We start from the raw sequence: 22,454 nt of genomic DNA, 5'->3' as shown, positions 1-22,454 counted from the left end.
TAAAGAGGCGCTGTTAGAGATTACCAGTCAAATGCGGTAATGCAACTAGATAATGCGTTTGGGGGGCGGGGGAACTATTATAAAAAAACCAAGCGTTAAGCGTTAATGCCGCACGCTTGGTTTGTGAAGTGGTTTGTGAAGTATGTTTACAGGTTTATTTAGTTGTCTGTACTTCAAGGAACGGGATAGTGCCAGTAGGTAGCATAGTTGTTGGTAAGCGCCCATCCCAACGTTCCGCTTTAGTTAATTCAACTAAATTTTGATTCTGCGCTAGCGCTTCAGCACGAATTTTAATCGCTGATGCTTCTGCGTTACCTTTAATACGGATACTTTCAGCTTCTGCAATTGCGCGAGCCAATTGTGAGTCTGCTTCAGCTTGTGCTTGAGTCACGGCAATTTGGGCACTAACACGCTCTTTTTCAAGATTCTGTAATTGTGTCTGTACTTCTACTTCTGCACGCATTCTGTCCTCTACTGATTTCTCGTATGCGTTGCTAAAGTCGATATTTTCAATCTGTACCGAATTAATGGTCACCGGGCCTTTAATCGATTTAGTAATGGCGTCAGTGACATCAATACCAAACTTGATACGCTCTTGAACGGCAGAAATAGCCGTATACTTACCAAAAATATTCTCAATTTGGGTTGGTACTTGGCGGTCGAGTAAGCGCGACACCATTAAGTCGATACTTTTGAAATTAGCATACACTTCTTCAACCTGATCTGGCGGTATGCTAAATGTGACAGATGCGCGTAATGTTGCAGGTTGTTGATCGCGGCTATACGCCTGTAAACCTTGGTAGTTTGCTGTGTGAGTTTGGGTTGATATTTTAACTACGGTATCCATTAGTGGAATTTTAAATCCAAGACCTGGTTCTGCAGTATCAATAATTTTACCGTTACGCAGCAATACCCCACGTTCGCCCTGATCAATGGTATACCAGCTACCATATAAACTGATCAGCATTAGCAGTAAAACTGCGACTGGAATGATTTTACAGAGATGATTTGTGTTAGCTTGCGCCAGACCATTTTTTAACATTATGCTTCCCTAGCAAAGTGAATAAAGGTGATTAATTTACCTGGTTATTTTTGAGGTTTCTCTGAAATCCATAGCTTAATATGCCCTTGGACCACCACAACACCATTAGTGTCATAGGCTTTTACGTCGACTAACATATCACCCACTTGCCATTGTTCTGGTTTTACCTCTGCAACACATAAAATGTCGCTGCCCGCTTTTGCTGTGTAATCAACGCTCATGCCTTTAGGGATCCAGCGTAAATGAGCCGGGATTGATGCTTCTGCCATCGTGCCCATGGCCATTTCGAGGCCATTACAAATAGCTATTACATGTACGGTACCAATATGATTTTGGACTTTTTTGCGTTTTTTGATTAAACATTCACAGCGGTTAACGCGTAAATCACTTATGTAAGGGTGTACTGTGCCAAAATAGGGCGCCATTCGAGACACCATTTTAGAAAAAATCTGTTTACCAAATGGATAAGCAGTGACTTTCTTATATAGCGACATGACTTTATTGGGTTTAGTTGGGATCATAAATGAACTCTAATCGTTATCTGGTCGGACGAGATTAACATTGTTGTAACCTGCGGAAAAGCCCCGTTGAATATTTTCCATCGCTCATTGCAAAGGGCACAGGTATAATTTACGCGATTAGACACATTAAGGATGAATTTTGAAAACTGACTCACTGTTATTGAATTATTTCAAAGGTATGGCCATGGGCGCCGCAGATGTTGTGCCGGGCGTGTCGGGTGGCACTATTGCGTTTATTACCGGTATTTTAGACCCATTATTGAATGGCATTCGCAAAATTAACTGGTCGTTAGTGGGCATTATCAAACAAAAAGGCATTAAAGCGGCTTTTTTACACATTAATGGTCCTTTTCTCGTGTGTGTATTTGGTGGGATTCTTACCAGTATTTTTACCTTAGCTAAATTGATTTCTTGGCTATTGGTGACACATCCCATTCCAGTGTGGTCGTTCTTTTTTGGATTAATTTTATTTTCCGTGGTTCATATGCTTAAGCAAGTGAACAAATTCAATGCTATTCGGATTGCGATGTTCGTTGTTGGTGTTGCCTTTGCGTGGGCTATTACAGTATTACATCCTATCGAAATGCAGGTGAGTTACCTTAACTTCTTCTTTTGTGGTGCGATTGCCATTTGCGCCATGATATTACCCGGGATTTCAGGCAGCTTTATTTTACTGCTTTTAGGGATGTATCCAGCAGTATTAGCGGCAGCCAAAGGTTTTGATATTGCTTATTTAGCCTGTTTTGCGATAGGTGCAGTAGTCGGATTATTAAGTTTTAGTCATGTGTTATCGGCTTTGTTACGTAAATTTCATGATATGACGTTATTATTTTTAACGGGGTTAATGCTAGGTACGCTAGGTAAAATTTGGCCTTGGAAACAAGTGATCAGTTGGCGCGAGAATTCAAAAGGTGAATTAGTACCTTTGGTAGAACAAAATTTATCTCCGTTTCAGTTTGAGCAAATCACTGGTGAGTCATCACAAATGATCATTGCCATAGTATGTCTGCTGGTGGGAATTGGTTTGGTGTGGGGATTAGAGCACTTCGGCAACAAAGCGAATAGTTAATCCTGTTGAAGCTTAATCTGGGCCGTTCAGGTGCAAGACAAGTAAAAGATGAATAATGAAGCAGAACTTAGGTTCTGCTTTTTATTGTCTGCCTTATTTGACTAATATGTAGCTATATATTGCAAAAACGATAAATAACCTTATAAATAATGAACTTAATGGATGTTTTACTCGTATGTCTGTTTAATAGCATGTGTAGTTAGCATGACACCCTTTTTATCCCACTTTGGGAATATTACAGTTGCCACAGGAGTGCATAATATGCCAAATATCGATACATTTGTGCCAGAAAAAATCCAGATTGGGATCAGCAGTTGCTTGTTAGGTAACCAAGTTCGCTTTGATGGCGGACACAAAAACTCTTATTACTGTAAACAAGAAATTGAACCATTTTTTGAATACACCACTGTTTGTCCTGAAATGGCGATCGGCATGGGCGCACCACGTAAAAGTATCCGTCAAATACGAGATGGCGATGTAGTGCATATTCGCAGTGCTGATGGAACGCTCGATGTGACAGACAAGCTTAATGAATACTCCCAAGCAAAAGTGGAAGAATTAGATTACCTGGGCGGTTATATTTTATGTGCCAAATCACCAACCTGTGGCATGGAAAGGGTTACCGAGTACAAAATTGGTACCAATCATGGCACTAAAACCGGCATCGGTGTTTTTGCAAAAAAATTAATGGAACGCTACCCATTTCTGCCTGTAGAAGAAGAAGGCCGTTTGCATGATTTGCCATTAAGAGAAAACTTTTTTACCCGTGTATTTGCTTATAACGATTGGAAGCAAATGACTAAATCGGGCATCACTAAGCATAAGTTAATGCAGTTTCATTCGCGTTATAAGTATTTATTAATGGCTCACAGCCCAAAGTGGTATCGTGATTTAGGGCCTATCTTGGCCGATATTCAAGATGTTGAGCAAACCGCACAACAATATTTTGAAGGCTTTATGACGGCACTTAAAATTATTGCTACTCGTAAAAATCACACCAGTACTTTGCAGCATATTCAAGGCTATTTTAAGAAGCAGTTAACCGCTGAACAAAAAGAAGAGTTGAGTGAGTCAATTTTAAAATATCGCCAAGGGTTGTTGCCTTTGTTGGTGCCAATCACCTTGATTAACCATTATGTGCGTGAGTTTCATACCCCGTATATTCAAGACCAAGTGTATTTAAATCCACATCCAGAAGCGCTTAAGCTTCGTTATGCATACTAGGTTGCTGAAAAATGACTAACCTGAACAGCTTGATGTGGTTTCGACAAGACTTACGCTTGGCGGATAACCCTGCTTTAGTGGCGGCGTGCGAGTTTGCCATCAATAATCGTAGTCATGTTCGAGCTGTATATTTTGTCACCCCAGCACAATGGGCGCAGCATGATGTTGCGCCGATACAAATTGATTTTATCCAGCGACATGTCAATTTGTTAGCACAGGCATTGGCGGTGTTAGGTATTCATCTAGATGTGTTGCATGCGCAAGACTTTGATGAAGTACAAACCCTGTTAGCCGCTTATGTCGACAAGCATAATATTGCTGCTGTGTTTGCTGCTAATGAGCCTGAAATAAATGAACGTCGTCGAGACTGCGCATTAATTGATAACGGCATGCCATTAACATTAATAGACCAAGATTGTGTATTGGCGCCAGGGCAAGTGAAAAATTTGTCTGGTGATATGTACAAAGTCTTTAGCCCTTTTGCTAAAAAGTGGAAAAGTATTGCTGGCCAGCGCGCGATAGTTCCCGTCGCGGTGCCATCGCCAATAGCTGCTGTACTTCCAGCCCCTAGCGAAATCGTATTTAACTGCGATAAAATATCTAGTGAGCAATGGTCTGCAGGAGAGGGCGCTGCAAAGCGAATATTGGATCAGTTTTTAGCAAACCAAGTTGCAGATTATCAAGCCGAAAGGGATTTTCCTGCCCTTGAAGGAACCAGTCGATTATCGCCATTTTTAGCTATTGGGGTGATCAGTTCACGTCAATGTGTCGCAGCAATATTAGCGCGTTATCCCCAAGCATTAGTGGATGACACTTGCCCCGCCAAAACGTGGTTAAATGAATTAATTTGGCGTGAGTTTTATCGCCATTTACTGGTAGCATTTCCACGCTTATCCATGAACCATAACTTTAATGAGTTAGGCGACGGCATTGTGTGGCGTAATAATCTTGCTGAGTTTACCGCCTGGTGTGATGGCCAAACAGGCTATCCAATTATTGATGCTGCTATGCGCCAATTAAATCAAACCGGTTGGATGCATAATCGATTACGCATGGTGGTAGCCAGCTTTTTAACTAAACACTTATTGGTTGATTGGCGTTGGGGCGAGCGATATTTTAGGCAAAAACTAATTGATGGTGACTTAGCCGCCAATAATGGTGGTTGGCAATGGTCAGCCGGAACAGGCTGCGATGCGCAACCTTATTTCCGCGTGTTTAATCCAATGACCCAAAGTAGCAAGTTTGATCCAGATGCAAGTTTCATAAAGCGTTATGTTCCCGAGTTATCAACATGGTCTTTGGCCGATATTCATCAACCCAAAACCATCAATGTGAATGACTTATTTGCACAACGACAAGATGACCGATATCCACAGCCTATTGTCGAACACAAGATGGCACGCTTGCGGGCGATAGAGGTACTAAGTGCATTAAAGCGTGGTTAATTGTTTCGATTAACATTCAATGCAGTTAGCAAGACAAAAGGCTGTTTGAGAGCCATTTGTTATCCTGAACTCAGGTTACTGAGTCCATCTTGATTCGATAAATCAGCAATAACACTGTCAGGCCGCTATTATCTCTTATGATAATAGCGGCTTTTTTATTGCGTTAGATCACACTATGAGCTTGGCTGGTGAGTTGATTGATGAGTAATGATTGAAGCGCGTCAATTAACAGCATAGAATGACGGTATTAAAGATTTATATATTATACATGTTTAAATCTTGTTGAAGTTAATCCACTAAGTGAGTGCACTGCTTATGCTGAATATTGATGATCCTGCTGAAATTGATAACACTCCTGCAATATGGCGTTTGGGTTTTAGACCGTTTTTTTTGGGTGGGGCGAGTGTCGCAGCGTTATACATTCCGTTGTGGTTAATGGGCTGGTTTACTCCGCAATATAGCTTATTTAACAGTGAGTTTTGGGCTAACGTAGTACCGCTATGGTGGCATCCTCACGAAATGTTATTTGGTTTTGCCATGGCTATCGTGTGCGGTTTTTTACTCACAGCAGTACAAGCGTGGACCAATCAACCCACCATTACGGGCCGCGCGTTAATGGTCACCTTTGGTTGTTGGCTCATTGCTCGCTTAATGTTGCTATTACCAATGAACATCCCTTTGATACTACCTGCAATATTTGACAGCTTATTTTTAGGGTTAAGTGCGTTGGCATTGTGGCGCTGTATTTATCCGGTTAAACAATGGCGCAATATTGGCTTTCCTATCATGTTGGTGGTCGCATTGTTGGTTAATCTAGCCAGTTACTACGCCTTGTCTGAACGTAACTTTTCGTTATCGACCCAATTATGGCAAGGAATGATTTGGTGGCTAGCCATGGTTATTACTATTGTTGGCGGTCGAGTGATCCCATTTTTTACCGCAATGAAAATTCAACAACCCAAGCCGGATCCCATTAAGGCGCTAGAAAATACATTATTATTAGCGATGGGATTACTGTTTATTCAAGCAATAAGTCACTGGTTTCCAAAAGGAGTTGAACAAGCACTTTTAGCAGTAGCAGGCATACTACATTTAGTCCGTTTTGCTCGTTGGCAAGCACATAAGACCCTAAAAGAGCCGATGCTGTGGTCATTGCATATTTCGTATCTGTCGTTGCCTATCACGCTGTTATTGATGGCAATCAACATTGATAACGAATATGCCTATCGTACCTTGTTGCATTTGTTTGCTATTGGCGGAATTGCATCATTATGCTTATCAATGATTTCACGTGTTTCACTTGGGCATACTAGTCGCAATATCTATCAAGGTCCTAATATGACGTGGGCATTTTTATGTTTGCCTCTCGCCGCAATTTTACGTGCAGGAATGCCTTTGTTGATGCCTGAATACACCCAAATTTGGTTATGGGCAGCTGGAGCATGTTGGTTTATCGGTTTTGGTTTATTTGTGTGGTTTTACGCGCCGATTTTACTACGTCCACGTCTTGATGGCCGTCCAGGATAATACCAACTAAATTAGTAACTAAAGTTAACTAACTAAACAGTTAACTAAACGAAACAGTTAACAAGTAGTGCTACAGACTTATCGAACAATGTAGCGCTGTAAATAAAGAGATTAGAGAAAGGTTAGCAATATGATGGATCTACTGATTGATGTAATAATGAAAGCGACTCAGCCAATGCGAAGTAAGGTAGGGTTAAGCATTATTATTAGCGCAATGGCACTGCTGAGTCTGACATCTTGGTCGCTTAAAAGTGCTGAAGTGGATCCTAATCAACTTAAATTTCCACAACAATATGACACTTGGCAAGCAACAGAAGAGCAAGCTGAACGAGACGATATACTGGCGCAATACCCTGCCAATATCATTTTATGGGCGGGTTCGTCATTTGCTAAAGAGTATCATAGCCCTCGCGGACATCAGTTTGCAGTGGCTGACGTGACGCACACTTTGCGTACTGGTGTTGCAATTGCCGAAGGTGACAAAGGTTTATCTGCCAGTTGCTGGACCTGTAAAACACCCGATGCCCCTAGATTGATCAAAGAAATGGGTATTCAAGGTTTTTCAGGTGCCAATTTTGTCGATTTAGGTCGAGAAATCAAATCCGTTGTCTACTGTAGCGATTGTCATGTTGATGGCAGTGCTAAACTGGCATTACCTCGGCCACATGCTCAAAATGCGATGGAAAAAATTAAACTGCCTTTTGATAAGCAAGACCGCAGCATGCAAGGCGCTCAGGTTTGTGGCCAATGTCATGTGAGTTATTATTTCCAGCCTGAAAATAATAACAAAGTAAATATTCCATGGATTTTTGGCAGCACTGCTGATGAAATTGAAAAGTATTACGACACTCGTCGCTTTTACGAATGGATCCACCCAATTTCTAAAACCCCAATATTAAAAGCACGTCATCCAGAGTTTGAGCATTGGAGTCGTTCGGCTCATGCTAAGCAAGGCGTGACGTGTATAACCTGTCATATGCCGCCTGCGACAGATGAAAAAGGCGCTACTTTTACTGACCATAAAGTGGGTGGCGCATTAGACAATTTTGATCGCGCTTGTACAAGTTGCCATAGCAGTAAAGCGGCCATCACCAAAAAGCTTGATAAAACCAAAGCTAATATTGATGCTAAATCACGTAATGTAGAGTCATTGCTGATTAAAGCGCATTACGAAGCCAAAGCGGCTTGGGATGCAGGAGCCACATGGCCGCAAATGAATGATGCGATTATGGCTATTCGTCATTCACAATGGCGCTGGGATTTTGCTACCGCATCGCATGGCATGTACGCGCATAATCCTAAAGAGGGCATTGAATTACTGGATAAATCGACTGAGCAGATTACTTATGCCCGTGAAGCATTAGCCCGTATATTGAGTCAATTGTCCGTTACTGAAGTTGAGTATCCAGATTACAGCACCAAACAAAAAGCCCATGCCGCTATTGGCTTTATTGAAGCCGACGCAATAAAAGCCAAACAAGCTTTTATTAAGCAAGAAGTTGATAAGTACTGGCAGCCGGTGGCCAAAACGGGTTACTAAACTTTTAAACAAAAATTTCAATTTATAAACATTAAAAACGCCCAAGCCATGCTTAGGCGTTTTTGCTTTTTGGTTCGTTTAAAAGGGTGATCTACTTCCTGCGTTATCTCGTATCAATGCCTAATGAGTTTTTATTTACTTCACGGCCATGAAATACTTTTATCTTATTGTCATATAAGGCATTGTTATATCTAGGTTGCGTATATTTTTCTTGGTAGCGTAATAGGAGTCTGTTAATGCAAGGTGCACAGTCAACAGTTGATACTCAATCTGAACCGTTAAATGCTGACAGCTCTGCGTCGGTTAATGGTCATCCGGTTATTGTAGATGCCTTTATTAATATGTATCAACAGCTTAATAAAGATAATCTTTTTTTACTGCGTCAAGTTTATCGAGATGATATTTGTTTTCGAGATCCCATGCATCACGTTGAGGGAATAGAAGCATTAACCGATTACTTTGCCAACATGTATCAAAATGTCACCCACATTGAATTTGATATTAAAGAAGTGGTGATCAGTGCTGATAAACAACAGGCAGCATTGTATTGGACCATGAGCTATTCACACCCTAAATTAAATAAAGGGCAGCTGATTAATGTTGAAGGCATGTCGCAACTTAAATTTTCCGATAAGATTTTTTCTCACAGAGACTATTTTGATCTAGGCCAAATGCTATACGAGCAAGTGCCGTTTTTAGGTGGCTTGATTGGCTTACTTAAAAATAGGGTGACTAAGTAATGGCAACAGCTAGCTCCGATATACCTCAATCTAATACACCTACTTCCGATACAAAAGCGGTATTAATTACTGGTGCAAGTTCTGGCATTGGTTTAGCTTTAGCGGAGTATTACCTCGCTAAAGGTGTGGCTGTTATAGCCTGCGGTCGAAATGCCCAAGCCTTGCAAGCCATTACAGGCGCAATACCGCTTGAGTTCGATATTACCGATAGTGACCAGGTGCAAGGTGCTGCAGCCGAGCTTAAGCAGTTATTGCACGATAATCATTGGCAGTTACAGCAGGTGATACTCAATGCTGGTAGCTGTGAATATATTGACGATGCATTGCATTTCGACTCAGCGCTATTTGCCAGAGTGATCAATACTAATGTGGTTGCGATGGGGTATTGCTTGGAACACTTTTTACCTTTGCTGAGCCGTGGTGCACAACTCGGGTTAATGAGTTCAAGTGCCACTTATTTACCGTTTCCGCGTGCCGAAGCCTATGGTTCATCTAAAGCAGCTATTGGTTATTTAGGCCGTAGTTTACGTGTTGACCTTACTCAGCATGGTATTGGGGTGAGTGTGATTTGTCCTGGGTTTGTTAAAACCCCTTTAACCGCCAAAAATGACTTTGCTATGCCAATGCAAATCACCTCCCAGCAAGCGGCTCAGGCTATTTATAATGGTATGCTGCGTCAACGCCGCGAAATCCATTTCCCGACTAAATTTACTTGGTTACTTAAATTAGCCTCTTTATTACCAGAAAGATTATTAGTGTATTTGTTGGCACCCAAATAGTGGGCCCAAATCAATTCACCATAAGAATAAGTATTAGCGTCAAGGATTAACTAAATGAAAAATATTGCTGTAATTGGTACTGGAATTTCGGGATTAACATGTGCCCACCTGTTAAGTCGTGAACACACGGTAACTGTGTTTGAAGCTAATGATTATATTGGTGGGCACACTGCGACCATTGATGTGGAAGTGGCAGGGCAGCAATACGCAATTGATTCTGGTTTTATTGTTTTTAATGACCGTACTTATCCGCTATTTGAAACATTAATGGCGCAACTTAATATTAAGTCTCTACCGACTGAAATGAGTTTTAGTGTTAACAATGCACTTACTGGGCTTGAATATAATGGTCATAATTTGTGGAGTTTATTTGCTCAACGTCGTAATCTATTTCGTCCAAGTTTTTACCGCTTCTTAGGTGAAATTGTTCGTTTCAATAATGGTTGTAAAGTCATTTATGAGGCCGACAAATACCCAACATCTACATTAGGTGAGTATCTTGATGAACAAGGTTTTTCGGCCTTTTTCTGTGAGCATTACATTTTGCCTATGGGCGCGGCTATTTGGTCTGCCAGTATTGATGATATGCGCGGCTTTTCATTGCGATTTTTTATCCGTTTTTTCCAGCACCATGGTTTATTAAATATTAATGATCGCCCGCAATGGTATGTACTTGAAGGTGGTTCACGCAGTTATATCCCAGCCTTAACCGCGCCGTTTAAAGATCGCATCCACCTAAATTCACCCGTTAGTGGTATTAAACGCGGCGATGATGGGGTGTATGTTCAGGTTGCCAACGGCGAATGGCAGCACTTTGACGATGTTGTGTTGAGTTGCCATAGCGATCAAGCTCTGGCCATGTTAACCGACGCGACTCAAGATGAGATAGACGTGTTAGGTGCAATGGAATATCAAAATAATGAAGTGGTCCTGCACACAGATATTAATCTATTGCCTAAGCGAAAAGCGGCATGGGCAAGTTGGAACTATCGTTTAGATGGCGTCAATCAGCAAGATATTGCTCAGCGTCCTGCTAGCGTGACTTACAATATGAATATTTTGCAGTGTTTACCGAGCAGTGCACCTACATTTTGTGTCACCTTAAATCAAACCGCATCGATTGATGAAAGCAAAATATTGCGTAAATTTAATTATGCTCACCCTGTGTTTAATGATGCCAGCATGAAGTCACAAGCGAAAAGATCACTCATTAATGGTAAACATAACACTTATTTCGCGGGGGCTTACTGGCACAATGGATTTCATGAGGACGGCGTTCGTAGCGCGGTTGAAGTATGCGATCTGTTTGGGATTAGTCTATGAATCAAACCACATCAGTAATGGAACATGATCAATTAAACAGTGGCATTTATTGCGGCAAGATAAACCATCGCCGTCATACGCCCAAGTTGCACAGTTTTGGTTATAACATTGCGATGATGGCAATAGATTTAGATGAACTGCCGGCGTTAACGGCAGTCAGTAAGTTATTTTCAACAGACAGGTTTACTCCGCTTAAATTTAATCCTAGCGATTACCTTAATTCCCTAAAGAAGCAATTTGGTGATCAACTTGTGCTGACTCAGGCGAGCAAGGGAGATGATGTCGCCGCGTTAAAGCAACGTGTGTTGGCAACCATTAAGCATTTAGGTGCCACGCAAACATGCGATAAAGTGATATTTTCTGGGCAAATACGCCATTTTGGTTTCTATTTTAGTCCGGTCAATTTTTACTTTTGTTATCATCAAAATGACATGGTTTATATGCTTGCCGAGGTCAGTAATACTCCTTGGAATGAGCGCCATTGTTATTTGATTGATATTGCTAATACCGCTCAAACAGACAAAGTCTTTCATGTGTCTCCGTTTATGAATTTAGACATGCATTACTTGTGGCGAATTACGCCGCCGGGCAAACACTTGAAAGTGACCATTGAAAACCGAAATGACAATAACGATAAATTATTCGATGCCGGTTTAGTGTTAAAACGCCAACCAATAAATTCGCGTTCTATACGTCGATTTATGCTGAATTATCCCTTGATGACCTGCAAAATTATGCTGGGTATTTATTGGCAGGCAATGAAGTTATTTATTAAGCGAATCCCCTTTGTAAGCAAGCAAACCATTGAAGAGAGCTAATAATTCTTACAAAATGTAAACCAAATAAATGCTTATCACGTATTAGTCTGTAATTACGCCAATGAAGCGAACCAATTAGACAGTGTATGAACTGGAGAGATGACATGGAAAATACGGCGACAGAAAGCAGCATGACTCAAGCGAGTTTATCTGACAGCCTAGCAAGGAAAATTCTTCTTCGTGCATTAGCGCACCTTTCAGAAGGTCATTTAACGATTGTAGATGGTAATCAAACATCAGAATTTGGCGACGCCAAAAGCCAAGTTCACGCTACCATGCAAGTTCAGCACGCCAATTTTTATCGTCAAGTGGTGTTTGGCGGTTCAATTGGGGCAGGTGAGGCTTACATTCAAGGCCATTGGAGTAGTCCAGACTTAACCAAAGTGGTGCAGGTTTTCGCCCAGAATTTAGCATTGTTGGACAATATTGAACGTTACTTTTCATGGTTGAGTAACGGCGTTAATCGCGTTAAACATGTTTTTAATCGTAATTCGGAAACGGGTTCAAAACGAAATATTCTGGCTCATTACGACTTAGGTAATGACATGTATAAAGAATTCCTTGACCCAGAAATGATGTATTCAAGTGCTCTTTATCCTGCAAATGACAGTAGTTTAAATGAAGCACAATTACATAAATTGCATACCATTTGCGAGCGTTTAGAGTTAACTCCAGGTCAAACCTTGCTTGAAGTAGGAACTGGTTGGGGCGCATTAGCCATTTATGCTGCAAAACACTACGGCGTACATGTCACAACCACCACAATTTCAGATGCCCAGTTCGATTACGCAGAGGCGAGAGTAAAGCAAGAAGGCCTACAAGACAGCATTACCTTACTCAAACAAGATTATAGATTATTGACTGGTGAATATGATCGCGTGGTTTCAATTGAAATGATTGAAGCCGTGGGACACGAATATTTAGCGGGCTTTTTTGAAAAATTGCAAAATCTGCTTAAGCCAAGCGGTCGCATGCTGATCCAAGCGATTACCATAGCCGACCAACGTTACGACAGTTATCGAAAGAGTGTCGACTTTATTCAACGCTATATTTTTCCCGGTGGTTGCTTACCGTCGGTGAGTGAAATGACCAAACATATTGCCAAGAAAACCGACATGGTAACCTGGTCTATTGATGACATGGGTAAGGACTATGCGCGTACCTTAAAGCACTGGCATGAAAATTTTGATGCTGCCTACGATAAAATTAAAGCCTTAAATTACGGTGATGATTTTATCCGGATGTGGAAGTTCTACTTGAGTTACTGCGAAGGTGGCTTTTTAGAGCGCACTACCAGCACGGTTCACCTTGTTGCTGTTCGACCTCAATACCGCCCTAAATAATATCGTTTTACAGTCAAATCGCCATTATATTCCCGGTAATGAGTTACCGGGACGTCTCCTCCTGTTTGTGCGAGGTGTTATGTCTACTCATTGTCTCCCGTCAAAACTAGTTATGTTAATCAACGCCGTGTGCTTCCAATTAGTTTGGTGGGCCGGAGTCCTAGCGCACAACCAACTTATCTTGTTGTCTATTTTATTGCTCATTTGCCATTTTTTGTTATCAAAATCAGTTCGTCATGATGCGCTGGTAATGTGTGTCTGTGGTGCGATTGGCATCGCGGTTGACAGTCTATTGGTGTGGTTTGGCGTATTTGAGTTTAATAATATTCCTTATTGGTTGGGATTGTTGTGGCTCTACTTCGCACTTTGTTTAGATTACAGTTTGGCGTTATTTAGAAAGTTTCCTCTTTGGTTACAGGCGTTACTTGGCGGTGTATTTGGTTGTTTAAGTTATCTCGCAGGAGCTAAATTTGACGCAGTGATGTTGCCTTTAGGGGAGGTTTGGAGCGCAGTTATATTGGTATTGATCTGGAGTTGCTTATTTCCCGTATTACTCTTTATTAGCTCTCGCATCACAACGGCGGACCTTGCATTGGAGAATCGTAGATGAAAACCTTACATAATGACGTAAAGTCGCAATCAGAGATTAAGTTGTATCAATCATCGCATTGGTTGGTCGAATTACTGTTCGGTGTGGTTGGCGCATTAGTATTAACATTGATTGTAGCAGTGAGTATTAACGATGCGTCTGCAAATGATACCAGCAATACAAACGTTACCAGCGATACAAACGTTACCAACGAAAATAGCGTTACCAGCGATAAGAATAATGTGGCATTGATTGAAGTTGGCACTGCAGACATGAGCTTGTTATGGCTTGATATCTATAGCGCTAAATTATTTTCCATTGATGGTAAATATCAAGCTAATCGTTTTCCAATGACTCTGGACATCCAATACCACCGCGATATTGATGCAATTGATTTAGTTGATGCCACTATTGAGCAATGGCAGCATTTAGGTGTTACCAAAGCCAATATTGAACTGTACCGGCAGCAGTTAATTAATGCATGGCCGAATGTTAAACAGGGCGACAGGCTGACCTTTAAGGTTAACACCCCTGAGGATGCCGCATTCTTACTCAACGATACCCCTTATTATCAAGTCAGTAATGCCCAATTTCCTGAGGCCTTTCTCGACATTTGGTTGTCTGAAAAAACCAGCCATCCAAAGTTACGTAATCAACTTATTGGAGTTAACTAATGCACTCGTTTTTATTACTCATGCGGCAGCAGCGACATTTTAGCGCCCGAATGCTAACTCAACGGTTAACTCAACTCTTCACTAAAAAATTAGCGCGAAAGCTGGCTCAAGCCTGCTTATATACCGGACTAGCGTTAGGCGTTATGTCATGTTCATCAGCCTCGATTGAAGATTATCAAAACACAACTCCAACGTTAGATTTAGCGACTTTTTTTGATGGTAAATTAACGGCCGCTGGAGTGGTACAAGATTTTTCTGGCAAGGTGACTCGTAAATTTACCGTCACCATGGAAGCGCACTGGGTAGATTCGCCTGAAGGTAAGCAGGGTGTGATAAACGAATGGTTTATTTACGATGATGGTGAAAAGCAAACTCGGGTGTGGAACATTACTGATAAAGGAAATGGGCTCTATGAGGGCACTGCCAATGATATATTAGGCATTGCTCAAGGTGAGTCTCGCGGTAGTGCATTGCGATGGCGTTATGACATGATATTGCCAGTTGATGGTAGTGAATATGAAGTCCATTTTGACGACTGGATGTTTCTGGTCGATGAGAAAACCATTATCAATAAAAGCGATATTATTAAATTTGGTATCACGGTTGCTCAAGTCACCTTGGTTATTGCTAAACAGCCTGACTAAGTCATTGAATAGTAAAGTCGACTAAGCATAAAAAAATGACACAAAAATGGACTCGTTAGAGTCCATTTTTCGTTTGCTCAACAGCCAATATTAACCTTTAAGTTTAGACGCGTCTGACTGCTTCTTGTCATAATACTCAAACGGAAACTGGTTACGTATTTGCTGGACTAAGTTATCACCAATATTAGCTGATACATGCAACCGCACATCACCAGACTTCTCTGCTCTGACAGTGCAAGTTAGTTTATTAGATTTGGCTATGGAACGACAATCACGTTCGAACTTCTCCGGTATTTTGCCTTTATGCTTATTGAGTTTGCCATCTTTAAAATGCATCTCAAAAAGTGTTAACCCGCGGCTACCACTAAAAATCAGTTTATAGGCCAGAAAAAATAACCCTGCAATTATCAGTATTTTTATGATGGTATCAGCCATAGTTCGCTCCTTTGTGCCGTACATTTATACGGTTGCTATAACAATAAGATACTCTGGTATGTCATGGATGCAATGCTATTTTATTGAAATCTATGCGCAAGATCTAAATTATATTGCATCAATAAAGCATCATTTATAAATCCATTATATTCTTGCTATGTAAGTTGTTTACATTAACGGCTCATTGATTGGCTCATATTAATTGAGTGTATTATTTTTATGTTTAAATAAAACAAAATTTCTTTTAAATCAACTAAAAGCACAACCGATATGCGTTGATGTTTTTTTGAGCTGGTTTACTGTGTAAATACTGCTTTCTAAATTAGCTTGATGTGCTACATTTATGTACTGCATGAGTGAATGTAAACGGATGTATAACTTATTTAAGGATTGAAAATGCCATTATCTAATGCAACTCGTTGGGCCGAAATTTGTGAGATTCAAACATCACTAATGCGTGATTTAGCAAATCAGTTCCCACAGAGAAGTGAACAATTACAACGTCTTGCAGATGGTTGGCAAGGCGTAAAAAAACAAGCTCAAGGGCAGCCGTTAGCAGGTTTAACGACTAAGTAATTTTCGCTTTTGCATTTATTGCATCGCTAATATGTTTAGTTAACTATTGGTCATAAAAAAACCGCCATTGGCGGTTTTCTTGTTTTTAAGACTGACTTGTCATGATCGGTGCTGATTAACTCAACTAGCGTTAGAACGCGTAGCTTACACTCGCTAATAAGGTGCCAGAGTTTCTATATAGACCAGAGCTAACTTCGTAATCTCCATCAATGTCGGTGTCTAAATACGCAACCGAGATGCCAAAGCCTGATACTTCAGTTGATACTCCAACTGAATAATCTGAATAACTATCAAAACCTTCACCGTCGTCAATGGCGTCGCCAAAGTTATAGCCATAATGTAAGTCTAGGCTCCAATTCTCGGCAAATTCCCAACCGTAATTAATTTCGGTGTAATGTAGGTCAAGGTCGCTGCCAGCGTAATCATTGGTAAACCAATAGGCGGCTCTAAAACCACTAAAATCGATACCTGCACTCACTTCAAGGTAATCTAACTCACTGTCACCTGGGTAGTTATAACGGTATAAGGTTAAGTCATAGCTAGCGTCATCATTAATTTCACCGTAGTAACCAGCATACAAATCAATCTCTACATCTGGGCCATTGTATCCAGGCTCATCAAAGTCAATTGTACTTGCCCAAGCGCCAACGAAAAATCCGCTGTCATGGCTCCAGTCAATGTTACCTTGTAGTGCGGGATCCGCTGCACTTTGTGACACACCTCGGAAGCGATAGTCGTTGGTTACAGTGACTGCACCAGATACTTCTGCCGTAGCGAGTGGAGCCAGTAGGGTAGCTGATAATGTTAATCCAGTTAACAGTGCAATTCGCGTTCTTTTTAATGTGTTCGACACGATATTATCTCCATTTACATAAAATACAGTTGTTGGTATTAAGGTACTCAACGACTGCGAATGCCACTTATCAGAACTAAAACCGTTAAGGTTTTGTCTGTACCACATGGCGGTTACACGTTATTGTTGTTCAAAAATAACGTAGATCTTTTTACAGTGTTCGGTGACTTCCCATGTGCCTATAAACCCGGCAGGAATAACAAATTTATCACCAGTGTTAACTGTTAAGCTTTTGCCTTGGCTGTCGGTGATAATGCTACAGCCTTCGAGAATATCGCAATATTCATATTCGCTATAATTGATATTCCAACTGCCAATTTCACTTTGCCAAATGCCAACATTAAACTGCTTGCACGGGCTTTCGAAATGATTTTGCACTGATTGCAGCGGATCACCTGTGAGCCGTTTTTCATCCGTTAAGTGATACGACTCAATCGCAGTTGATTGGCTGCTAAAAAGCGTAATATCGTTAATATGCTTCATTGTTTGCTTCACTTATTTCATGGTCGGCATAATAAATGCCGAAGGTTCATTCGTATCGGTTTTAGCTTGTGGCCAGCGAGCGGTAATGGCTTTGCGCTTAGTATAAAAGCGAACTCCATCCGGTCCGTGCATATGCAGCGGCCCAAATAACGAACGTTTCCAGCCGCCAAAGCTATGAAATGCCATTGGCACCGGGATTGGCACGTTTACGCCGACCATGCCTACTTCAACGTGATGACAAAAATGGCGTGCAACTTGACCGCTTTGAGTAAAAATAGCCGTGCCATTACCAAATTCGTGTTGGTTAATTAGCGCCAATGCATCGGCATAGTTGTCGACGCGGACGATGGCTAATACAGGGCCAAAAATTTCTTGCTGGTAAATGCTCATCTGCGGCGTGACATGATCAAATAAGCACGCACCTAAAAAGTAACCTTGCTGGTGGTCTTTAATACTGATGTCTCGGCCATCAACCACTAATGTTGCACCTTCTTTGACACCGGCTTCGACATAATCGCGAACTTTAGCTAAGTGCTGGGCTGAAACTAACGGTCCCATGTCCATTTCAGGGGTAATACCGCTGCCAATTTTTAAGGTGCTAATTTGCGGTAATAATGCTTCGACTAATTTGTCGCCTACATCGCCGACCGCTAATACCACCGAAATAGCCATACAGCGTTCACCTGCACTACCATATGCTGCACCCATTAATGCGTTGACGGCTTGATCTAAGTCAGCATCTGGCATTAATAGCATGTGATTTTTAGCTCCGCCCAATGCTTGCACGCGTTTACCGTGAGCAGAGGCTGTGCTGTAAATGTATTCGGCAATTGGGGTTGAGCCAACAAAACTAACCGCGTGAACATCTGGATGAGTTAATAAAGCATCAACCGCCTCTTTATCGCCATTAATCACATTAAACACGCCATTTGGCAGGCCTGCTTGTGTCAATAATTCGGCAATGAACATCACTGCGCTCGGATCTTTTTCAGACGGTTTCATGATAAAGGTATTACCGCAGGCTATTGCGATAGGGAACATCCACATTGGCACCATAACCGGAAAGTTAAACGGTGAGATACCGGCAACGACACCCAACGATTGGTTAACAGACCATGAATCAACGCCGCCACCCACTTGTTGGGTATGCTCACCTTTGAGCAAATGCGGAATGCCGCAAGCAAACTCAACAACTTCGAGCCCTCGGGTAATTTCACCTTTAGCGTCATCCAACACTTTGCCATGTTCAATAGTGATGAGCTGTGCCAATTTATCAATATTTTGCTCTACTAAGGCTTTAAACTTGAATAACACTCGTGCACGGTTAAGTGGCGTCACTTGCGACCAAGTCTGATAGGCATTTTTAGCAGTAGCTATCGCTAAGCTCACTTCATCGTGACTCGCCAATGATACTTGGCCACGCGTTTCTCCCGTAGCAGGGTCATAGATCGTTTGATTACGTTGACTGGCTGACGTGTGTTGCCCATCGACAAAATGAGTGATGTTTAGCATGAACTGGATCCTTTTAAGCAAAATATGTATTCAGAAAATATTAACTAACAGCGTTAACCAACAGCATTAATTGCATCGGTAATGTGATTAATCATGTCATCAATTTGCGACTTTTCCACAATCAGTGGCGGTGATAATGCAATAATGTCAGCCGTTGCCCGCACTAACGCACCATGTCTAAAACAATGATCAAAAATGGCATAACCTCGTTTACCCACGCCTTTTTCACTTGGCGCCAGTTGAATACCTGCAACTAAACCAGTATTACGAATATCAATGACGTTTGGTAAGCCTTTAAGGCTGTGAACCGCTTGCTCGAAATAAGACTCAAGACCTTTTGCGCGTTCAAATAATTTTTCATCTTCGTATATAGATAAGGTAGCAAGTGCAGATGCTGCCGCTACCGGATGACCTGAATAGGTATAACCGTGGAAAAATTCAATTAATTCATCAGGGCCATGCATACAAGTGTCGTGAATGGTATTGCTAACAAATACTGCACCCATGGGAATAGCACCATTATTAATGGCTTTGGCTGTGGTGATCATATCTGGAGTGACTTGCCAGCGCTCGCTGGCAAAGGCTGCGCCTACTCGGCCAAAGCCTGTAATCACTTCATCAAATATTAATAAAATTCCGTGTTTTTGGGTTATTTCGCGTAACCGCGTTAAGTACCCATCTGGCGGTAAGATAACCCCAGCAGAACCAGACATCGGCTCAACAATGACCGCGGCAATGTTCTCGGCGCCATGTAAAGTAATAAGTTGTTCAAGCACCTCAGCTTTATCCACTCCGTGCGGTGGTAAACCGTGGCTAAAGGCATTATTGGCAATATCGAGCGTATGAGGTAAGTGATCTACACCCTGAAGTAATTGTTGGCTGAAGGTTTTGCGATTATTACTGATCCCACCGACTGAGATGCCTCCAAAACCGACACCATGATAACCAAGCTCACGACCGATAAACCGAGTACGAGTGGCTTGACCATTGGCGCGATGATAGCAAAGCGCCATCTTTAGTGCGGTATCAACAGATTCTGAGCCAGAATTAGTAAAAAACACCTTATCCAATCCGTCAGGGCTCAGCTGACTGAGTTTATGCGCTAATTCAAATGCGAGCGGATGGCCCATTTGAAAAGACGGTGCATAATCCATTTGGCTAATTTGTTGGCTTACTGCTTGGGAAATTTCTTGACGGCCGTGGCCAGCATTGCAACACCATAAACCGGCAGTAGCATCGAGTACTTTATTGCCTTCAATATCGGTGTAGTACATTCCTTGTGCCGAAACCAACAGCCTAGGATTAGTCTTAAATTGTTTATTGGCAGTAAACGGCATCCAAAAGTGTGCCATGTTCGGCCATGTTTGCGATGAATCGCTAGTTCTGTTTTTCTGAAATTCGCTCATAAATTGACTCTACATTGATAGCTACAATTACTAGGGATTCATCTCAAATTGGTTAAATAATGAGTGATGAATATTCGCTATGCTATGTCAAAAATAATGAACGTTAAAGTGTTTTGTGCATTTATTTAAACTAAATGTGCCTATTTTGTAAAATATATTGAAAATATCTTGCTGTTCAGCATAATCAGGTGACAATATTCATTAATGTTATTGTGTCTGTAATCCATTTTATACGGCACACATTTTAGGTTTAGCACCTGATTTTTTTGTTTAGCTTGGTGCTTATCAATCCATTTATTATGTAGAGGTCACAATGAGTACTCCAACAAGTCGTAGCGATTGGGAAGCACTAGCTGCAAGTCTGAAAATTACCGGGCAAGCTTTCATTAATGGTCAATATCAAGGTGCATCTTCTGGTGACACATTTGACTGTATCAGTCCTATCGATGGCCAAGTATTAGCCAAAGTGGCTAGCTGTGATTTAGCCGATGCTAACCTTGCAGTGGCGAATGCGCGTGAAGTATTTGAAGCGGGAACCTGGTCAATGTTACCGCCGGTTAAACGCAAGCAAGTCATGATTAAGTTTGCTGATTTACTTGAAGAAAACGCCGATGAATTGGCGTTACTTGAAACGCTTGATATGGGCAAGCCGATTCAGCACTCTAAAGGTGTTGATGTGGTTGGCGCTGCTCGTGCTATACGTTGGTATGGTGAAGCGATAGATAAAATTTATGATGAAATTGCTCCTACTGCTCATAACGAAATAGGTATGATCACCCGTGAGCCAGTTGGCGTCGTCGCAGCCATCGTGCCATGGAATTTCCCAATGATTATGGCATGTTGGAAGCTTGGGCCTTCACTCGCCACAGGCAATAGCGTGATTTTAAAGCCATCAGAAAAATCACCTCTTACCGCTATTCGCATGGCGCAACTCGCGATTGAAGCGGGAATACCTGCAGGGGTATTAAACGTATTACCAGGCTATGGTCATACCGTTGGTAAAGCGTTGGCATTGCACATGGATGTCGATACTTTGGTATTCACCGGTTCAACTAAAATTGCTAAACAGTTAATGATTTACGCAGGCGAGTCGAATATGAAGCGCGTGTGGTTAGAAGCTGGCGGAAAAAGCCCTAATATTGTGTTTAATGACGCACCAGACTTAAAAGCTGCTGCAGAAGCTGCCGCAGTAGCCATTGCGTTTAACCAAGGCGAAGTCTGCACCGCGGGTTCTCGTTTATTGGTTGAGTCAGGTGTAAAAGATGAGTTAATTAAGCTGATTGTTGAAGAAATGCAAGGTTGGCAACCTGGTCATCCGCTTGATCCTAAAACAACTTGCGGTGCAATGGTCGATCAGCAACAACTGACAAACGTGCTTAATTACATCAAAGCCGGTAGCGAGCAAGGTGCCACCTTGGTTGATGGCGGAAAACAAGTTATGGCAGAAACTGGCGGCATGTACGTACAACCGACCATTTTTAGTAATGTTAGAAATGACATGACCATTGCCAGCGAAGAGATTTTTGGCCCAGTGTTATCGGTTATCGAGTTTGATGGCATGGAACAAGCCGTTCAAATTGCCAACGATACTATGTATGGTCTAGCGGCGGGTGTTTGGACATCAAACCTAAGCAAAGCTCACAAAACGGCCAAAGCGCTGCGCAGCGGTATGGTGTGGATTAACCATTATGATGGCGGCGATATGACTGCTCCGTTTGGTGGTTATAAACAGTCTGGTAATGGCCGTGATAAATCATTACATGCGTTTGATAAATACACCGAAATCAAAGCAACTTGGATAGCCCTATAATAGGCATTCGTAATGTAGATTAATATTAAGCCCTTTAGCAATAAAGGGCTTTTTTATTGGCCATCTCTGCGTTGGATAATTCATACCAACAACTCGGTTTT

General features: G+C 41.7%; 22 protein-coding genes. 15 read left to right on the top strand and 7 right to left on the bottom strand.

What is annotated here, in order from left to right:
* Positions 1-154 precede the first annotated feature (154 nt).
* Together H5202_RS00470 and H5202_RS00465 are read right to left on the bottom strand one after the other, a co-directional pair.
* A complete protein-coding gene (locus tag H5202_RS00470) occupies positions 155-1,042 on the bottom strand; it encodes a prohibitin family protein (RefSeq protein WP_182770008.1) in 888 nt (295 codons plus the stop codon).
* Positions 1,043-1,086: 44 nt separating this feature from the next.
* Complete coding sequence (locus H5202_RS00465; protein ID WP_101088780.1) at positions 1,087-1,563, bottom strand: hotdog fold domain-containing protein; 477 nt, start codon at positions 1,561-1,563, stop codon at positions 1,087-1,089.
* A 178-nt stretch (positions 1,564-1,741) separates the two neighbouring features.
* Here H5202_RS00465 and H5202_RS00460 point away from each other — a divergent pair, with 178 nt between their 5' ends.
* The 13 genes from H5202_RS00460 to H5202_RS00400 all read left to right on the top strand — a co-directional run bounded on the left by H5202_RS00460 (position 1,742) and on the right by H5202_RS00400 (position 15,278).
* Complete coding sequence (locus H5202_RS00460) at positions 1,742-2,632, top strand: DUF368 domain-containing protein (RefSeq protein WP_182770042.1); 891 nt, start codon at positions 1,742-1,744, stop codon at positions 2,630-2,632.
* 261 nt (positions 2,633-2,893) lie between these two features.
* A complete protein-coding gene (locus H5202_RS00455; protein WP_220493727.1) occupies positions 2,894-3,856 on the top strand; it encodes a DUF523 and DUF1722 domain-containing protein in 963 nt (320 codons plus the stop codon).
* Positions 3,857-3,867: 11 nt separating this feature from the next.
* Positions 3,868-5,301 (top strand): deoxyribodipyrimidine photo-lyase, encoded by a 1,434-nt coding sequence (gene phrB, locus H5202_RS00450; RefSeq protein WP_182770007.1) that lies wholly within the window; start codon positions 3,868-3,870, stop codon positions 5,299-5,301.
* A 315-nt stretch (positions 5,302-5,616) separates the two neighbouring features.
* Positions 5,617-6,828, top strand: coding sequence for an NnrS family protein (locus tag H5202_RS00445; protein WP_182770006.1), 1,212 nt, complete (start codon positions 5,617-5,619; stop codon positions 6,826-6,828).
* 130 nt (positions 6,829-6,958) lie between these two features.
* A complete protein-coding gene (locus H5202_RS00440) occupies positions 6,959-8,368 on the top strand; it encodes an ammonia-forming cytochrome c nitrite reductase subunit c552 (protein WP_182770005.1) in 1,410 nt (469 codons plus the stop codon).
* A 341-nt stretch (positions 8,369-8,709) separates the two neighbouring features.
* A complete protein-coding gene (locus H5202_RS00435; RefSeq protein ID WP_182770040.1) occupies positions 8,710-9,108 on the top strand; it encodes a nuclear transport factor 2 family protein in 399 nt (132 codons plus the stop codon).
* Positions 9,108-9,887 (top strand): SDR family NAD(P)-dependent oxidoreductase, encoded by a 780-nt coding sequence (locus tag H5202_RS00430; RefSeq protein WP_182770004.1) that lies wholly within the window; start codon positions 9,108-9,110, stop codon positions 9,885-9,887. Before H5202_RS00435 ends, H5202_RS00430 begins: the two co-directional genes overlap by 1 nt.
* A 54-nt stretch (positions 9,888-9,941) precedes the next feature.
* Positions 9,942-11,210, top strand: coding sequence for an NAD(P)/FAD-dependent oxidoreductase (locus H5202_RS00425; RefSeq protein ID WP_182770003.1), 1,269 nt, complete (start codon positions 9,942-9,944; stop codon positions 11,208-11,210).
* On the top strand, positions 11,207-12,028 hold the full coding sequence (locus tag H5202_RS00420; protein ID WP_182770002.1) for a DUF1365 domain-containing protein: 822 nt from the start codon (positions 11,207-11,209) through the stop codon (positions 12,026-12,028). Before H5202_RS00425 ends, H5202_RS00420 begins: the two co-directional genes overlap by 4 nt.
* A 104-nt stretch (positions 12,029-12,132) precedes the next feature.
* Positions 12,133-13,371 (top strand): SAM-dependent methyltransferase, encoded by a 1,239-nt coding sequence (locus H5202_RS00415; RefSeq protein ID WP_182770039.1) that lies wholly within the window; start codon positions 12,133-12,135, stop codon positions 13,369-13,371.
* Between the two features lie 112 nt (positions 13,372-13,483).
* Entirely contained in the window at positions 13,484-13,981 is a 498-nt protein-coding gene (locus H5202_RS00410; protein WP_259397145.1) for a DUF2878 domain-containing protein, read from the top strand.
* The gene (locus H5202_RS00405) at positions 13,978-14,634 is read left to right on the top strand and encodes a chalcone isomerase family protein (RefSeq protein ID WP_182770000.1); all 657 of its coding nucleotides are present in this window, start codon (positions 13,978-13,980) and stop codon (positions 14,632-14,634) included. Before H5202_RS00410 ends, H5202_RS00405 begins: the two co-directional genes overlap by 4 nt.
* A gap of 143 nt (positions 14,635-14,777) precedes the next feature.
* Positions 14,778-15,278, top strand: a complete 501-nt coding sequence (locus H5202_RS00400) for a DUF3833 domain-containing protein (RefSeq protein ID WP_259397148.1) — start codon at positions 14,778-14,780, stop codon at positions 15,276-15,278.
* Between the two features lie 90 nt (positions 15,279-15,368).
* Here the strand turns inward: H5202_RS00400 and H5202_RS00395 are convergent, their stop codons facing one another.
* Positions 15,369-15,713, bottom strand: a complete 345-nt coding sequence (locus tag H5202_RS00395) for a DUF3634 family protein (protein ID WP_182769998.1) — start codon at positions 15,711-15,713, stop codon at positions 15,369-15,371.
* A gap of 396 nt (positions 15,714-16,109) precedes the next feature.
* Between H5202_RS00395 and H5202_RS00390 the strand changes: the two genes are divergently transcribed.
* Positions 16,110-16,289 carry a hypothetical protein gene (locus H5202_RS00390; RefSeq protein WP_182769997.1) on the top strand — a complete coding sequence of 60 codons (180 nt, stop codon included), beginning with the start codon at positions 16,110-16,112 and terminating at the stop codon, positions 16,287-16,289.
* A 130-nt stretch (positions 16,290-16,419) separates the two neighbouring features.
* On the opposite strand, the gene H5202_RS00385 is transcribed toward H5202_RS00390, so the two are convergent.
* The 4 genes from H5202_RS00385 to H5202_RS00370 all read right to left on the bottom strand — a co-directional run bounded on the left by H5202_RS00385 (position 16,420) and on the right by H5202_RS00370 (position 20,543).
* Positions 16,420-17,142, bottom strand: a complete 723-nt coding sequence (locus H5202_RS00385; protein ID WP_182769996.1) for a TorF family putative porin — start codon at positions 17,140-17,142, stop codon at positions 16,420-16,422.
* Positions 17,143-17,262: 120 nt separating this feature from the next.
* Positions 17,263-17,625, bottom strand: coding sequence for a cupin domain-containing protein (locus H5202_RS00380; protein ID WP_182769995.1), 363 nt, complete (start codon positions 17,623-17,625; stop codon positions 17,263-17,265).
* Between the two features lie 12 nt (positions 17,626-17,637).
* Positions 17,638-19,137 (bottom strand): CoA-acylating methylmalonate-semialdehyde dehydrogenase, encoded by a 1,500-nt coding sequence (locus H5202_RS00375; protein WP_182769994.1) that lies wholly within the window; start codon positions 19,135-19,137, stop codon positions 17,638-17,640.
* A gap of 53 nt (positions 19,138-19,190) precedes the next feature.
* Positions 19,191-20,543: an aspartate aminotransferase family protein gene (locus H5202_RS00370; RefSeq protein WP_182769993.1), complete on the bottom strand. Its 1,353-nt coding sequence runs from the start codon at positions 20,541-20,543 to the stop codon at positions 19,191-19,193.
* 313 nt (positions 20,544-20,856) lie between these two features.
* Here H5202_RS00370 and H5202_RS00365 point away from each other — a divergent pair, with 313 nt between their 5' ends.
* Positions 20,857-22,353 carry an aldehyde dehydrogenase gene (locus H5202_RS00365; protein WP_182769992.1) on the top strand — a complete coding sequence of 499 codons (1,497 nt, stop codon included), beginning with the start codon at positions 20,857-20,859 and terminating at the stop codon, positions 22,351-22,353.
* The last annotated feature ends 101 nt before the right edge of the window (positions 22,354-22,454 follow it).

It is taken from the genome of Shewanella sp. SG41-4 (assembly GCF_014164505.1).
Classification (GTDB): Bacteria; Pseudomonadota; Gammaproteobacteria; order Enterobacterales; family Shewanellaceae; genus Shewanella.
The sequence above is the reverse complement of the archived record's forward strand: the minus strand, read 5'-3'. Positions and strand labels throughout refer to the sequence as shown.

Coding starts and splice junctions, on each gene's coding strand:
- H5202_RS00470 (WP_182770008.1), bottom strand. CDS start 1,042: ATGTTAAAAAATGGTCTGGCGCAAGCTAACACAAATCATCTCTGTAAA.
- H5202_RS00465 (WP_101088780.1), bottom strand. CDS start 1,563: ATGATCCCAACTAAACCCAATAAAGTCATGTCGCTATATAAGAAAGTC.
- H5202_RS00460 (WP_182770042.1), top strand. CDS start 1,742: ATGGCCATGGGCGCCGCAGATGTTGTGCCGGGCGTGTCGGGTGGCACT.
- H5202_RS00455 (WP_220493727.1), top strand. CDS start 2,894: ATGCCAAATATCGATACATTTGTGCCAGAAAAAATCCAGATTGGGATC.
- phrB (WP_182770007.1), top strand. CDS start 3,868: ATGACTAACCTGAACAGCTTGATGTGGTTTCGACAAGACTTACGCTTG.
- H5202_RS00445 (WP_182770006.1), top strand. CDS start 5,617: ATGCTGAATATTGATGATCCTGCTGAAATTGATAACACTCCTGCAATA.
- H5202_RS00440 (WP_182770005.1), top strand. CDS start 6,959: ATGATGGATCTACTGATTGATGTAATAATGAAAGCGACTCAGCCAATG.
- H5202_RS00435 (WP_182770040.1), top strand. CDS start 8,710: ATGTATCAACAGCTTAATAAAGATAATCTTTTTTTACTGCGTCAAGTT.
- H5202_RS00430 (WP_182770004.1), top strand. CDS start 9,108: ATGGCAACAGCTAGCTCCGATATACCTCAATCTAATACACCTACTTCC.
- H5202_RS00425 (WP_182770003.1), top strand. CDS start 9,942: ATGAAAAATATTGCTGTAATTGGTACTGGAATTTCGGGATTAACATGT.
- H5202_RS00420 (WP_182770002.1), top strand. CDS start 11,207: ATGAATCAAACCACATCAGTAATGGAACATGATCAATTAAACAGTGGC.
- H5202_RS00415 (WP_182770039.1), top strand. CDS start 12,133: ATGGAAAATACGGCGACAGAAAGCAGCATGACTCAAGCGAGTTTATCT.
- H5202_RS00410 (WP_259397145.1), top strand. CDS start 13,484: ATGTTAATCAACGCCGTGTGCTTCCAATTAGTTTGGTGGGCCGGAGTC.
- H5202_RS00405 (WP_182770000.1), top strand. CDS start 13,978: ATGAAAACCTTACATAATGACGTAAAGTCGCAATCAGAGATTAAGTTG.
- H5202_RS00400 (WP_259397148.1), top strand. CDS start 14,778: ATGTCATGTTCATCAGCCTCGATTGAAGATTATCAAAACACAACTCCA.
- H5202_RS00395 (WP_182769998.1), bottom strand. CDS start 15,713: ATGGCTGATACCATCATAAAAATACTGATAATTGCAGGGTTATTTTTT.
- H5202_RS00390 (WP_182769997.1), top strand. CDS start 16,110: ATGCCATTATCTAATGCAACTCGTTGGGCCGAAATTTGTGAGATTCAA.
- H5202_RS00380 (WP_182769995.1), bottom strand. CDS start 17,625: ATGAAGCATATTAACGATATTACGCTTTTTAGCAGCCAATCAACTGCG.
- H5202_RS00375 (WP_182769994.1), bottom strand. CDS start 19,137: ATGCTAAACATCACTCATTTTGTCGATGGGCAACACACGTCAGCCAGT.
- H5202_RS00370 (WP_182769993.1), bottom strand. CDS start 20,543: ATGAGCGAATTTCAGAAAAACAGAACTAGCGATTCATCGCAAACATGG.
- H5202_RS00365 (WP_182769992.1), top strand. CDS start 20,857: ATGAGTACTCCAACAAGTCGTAGCGATTGGGAAGCACTAGCTGCAAGT.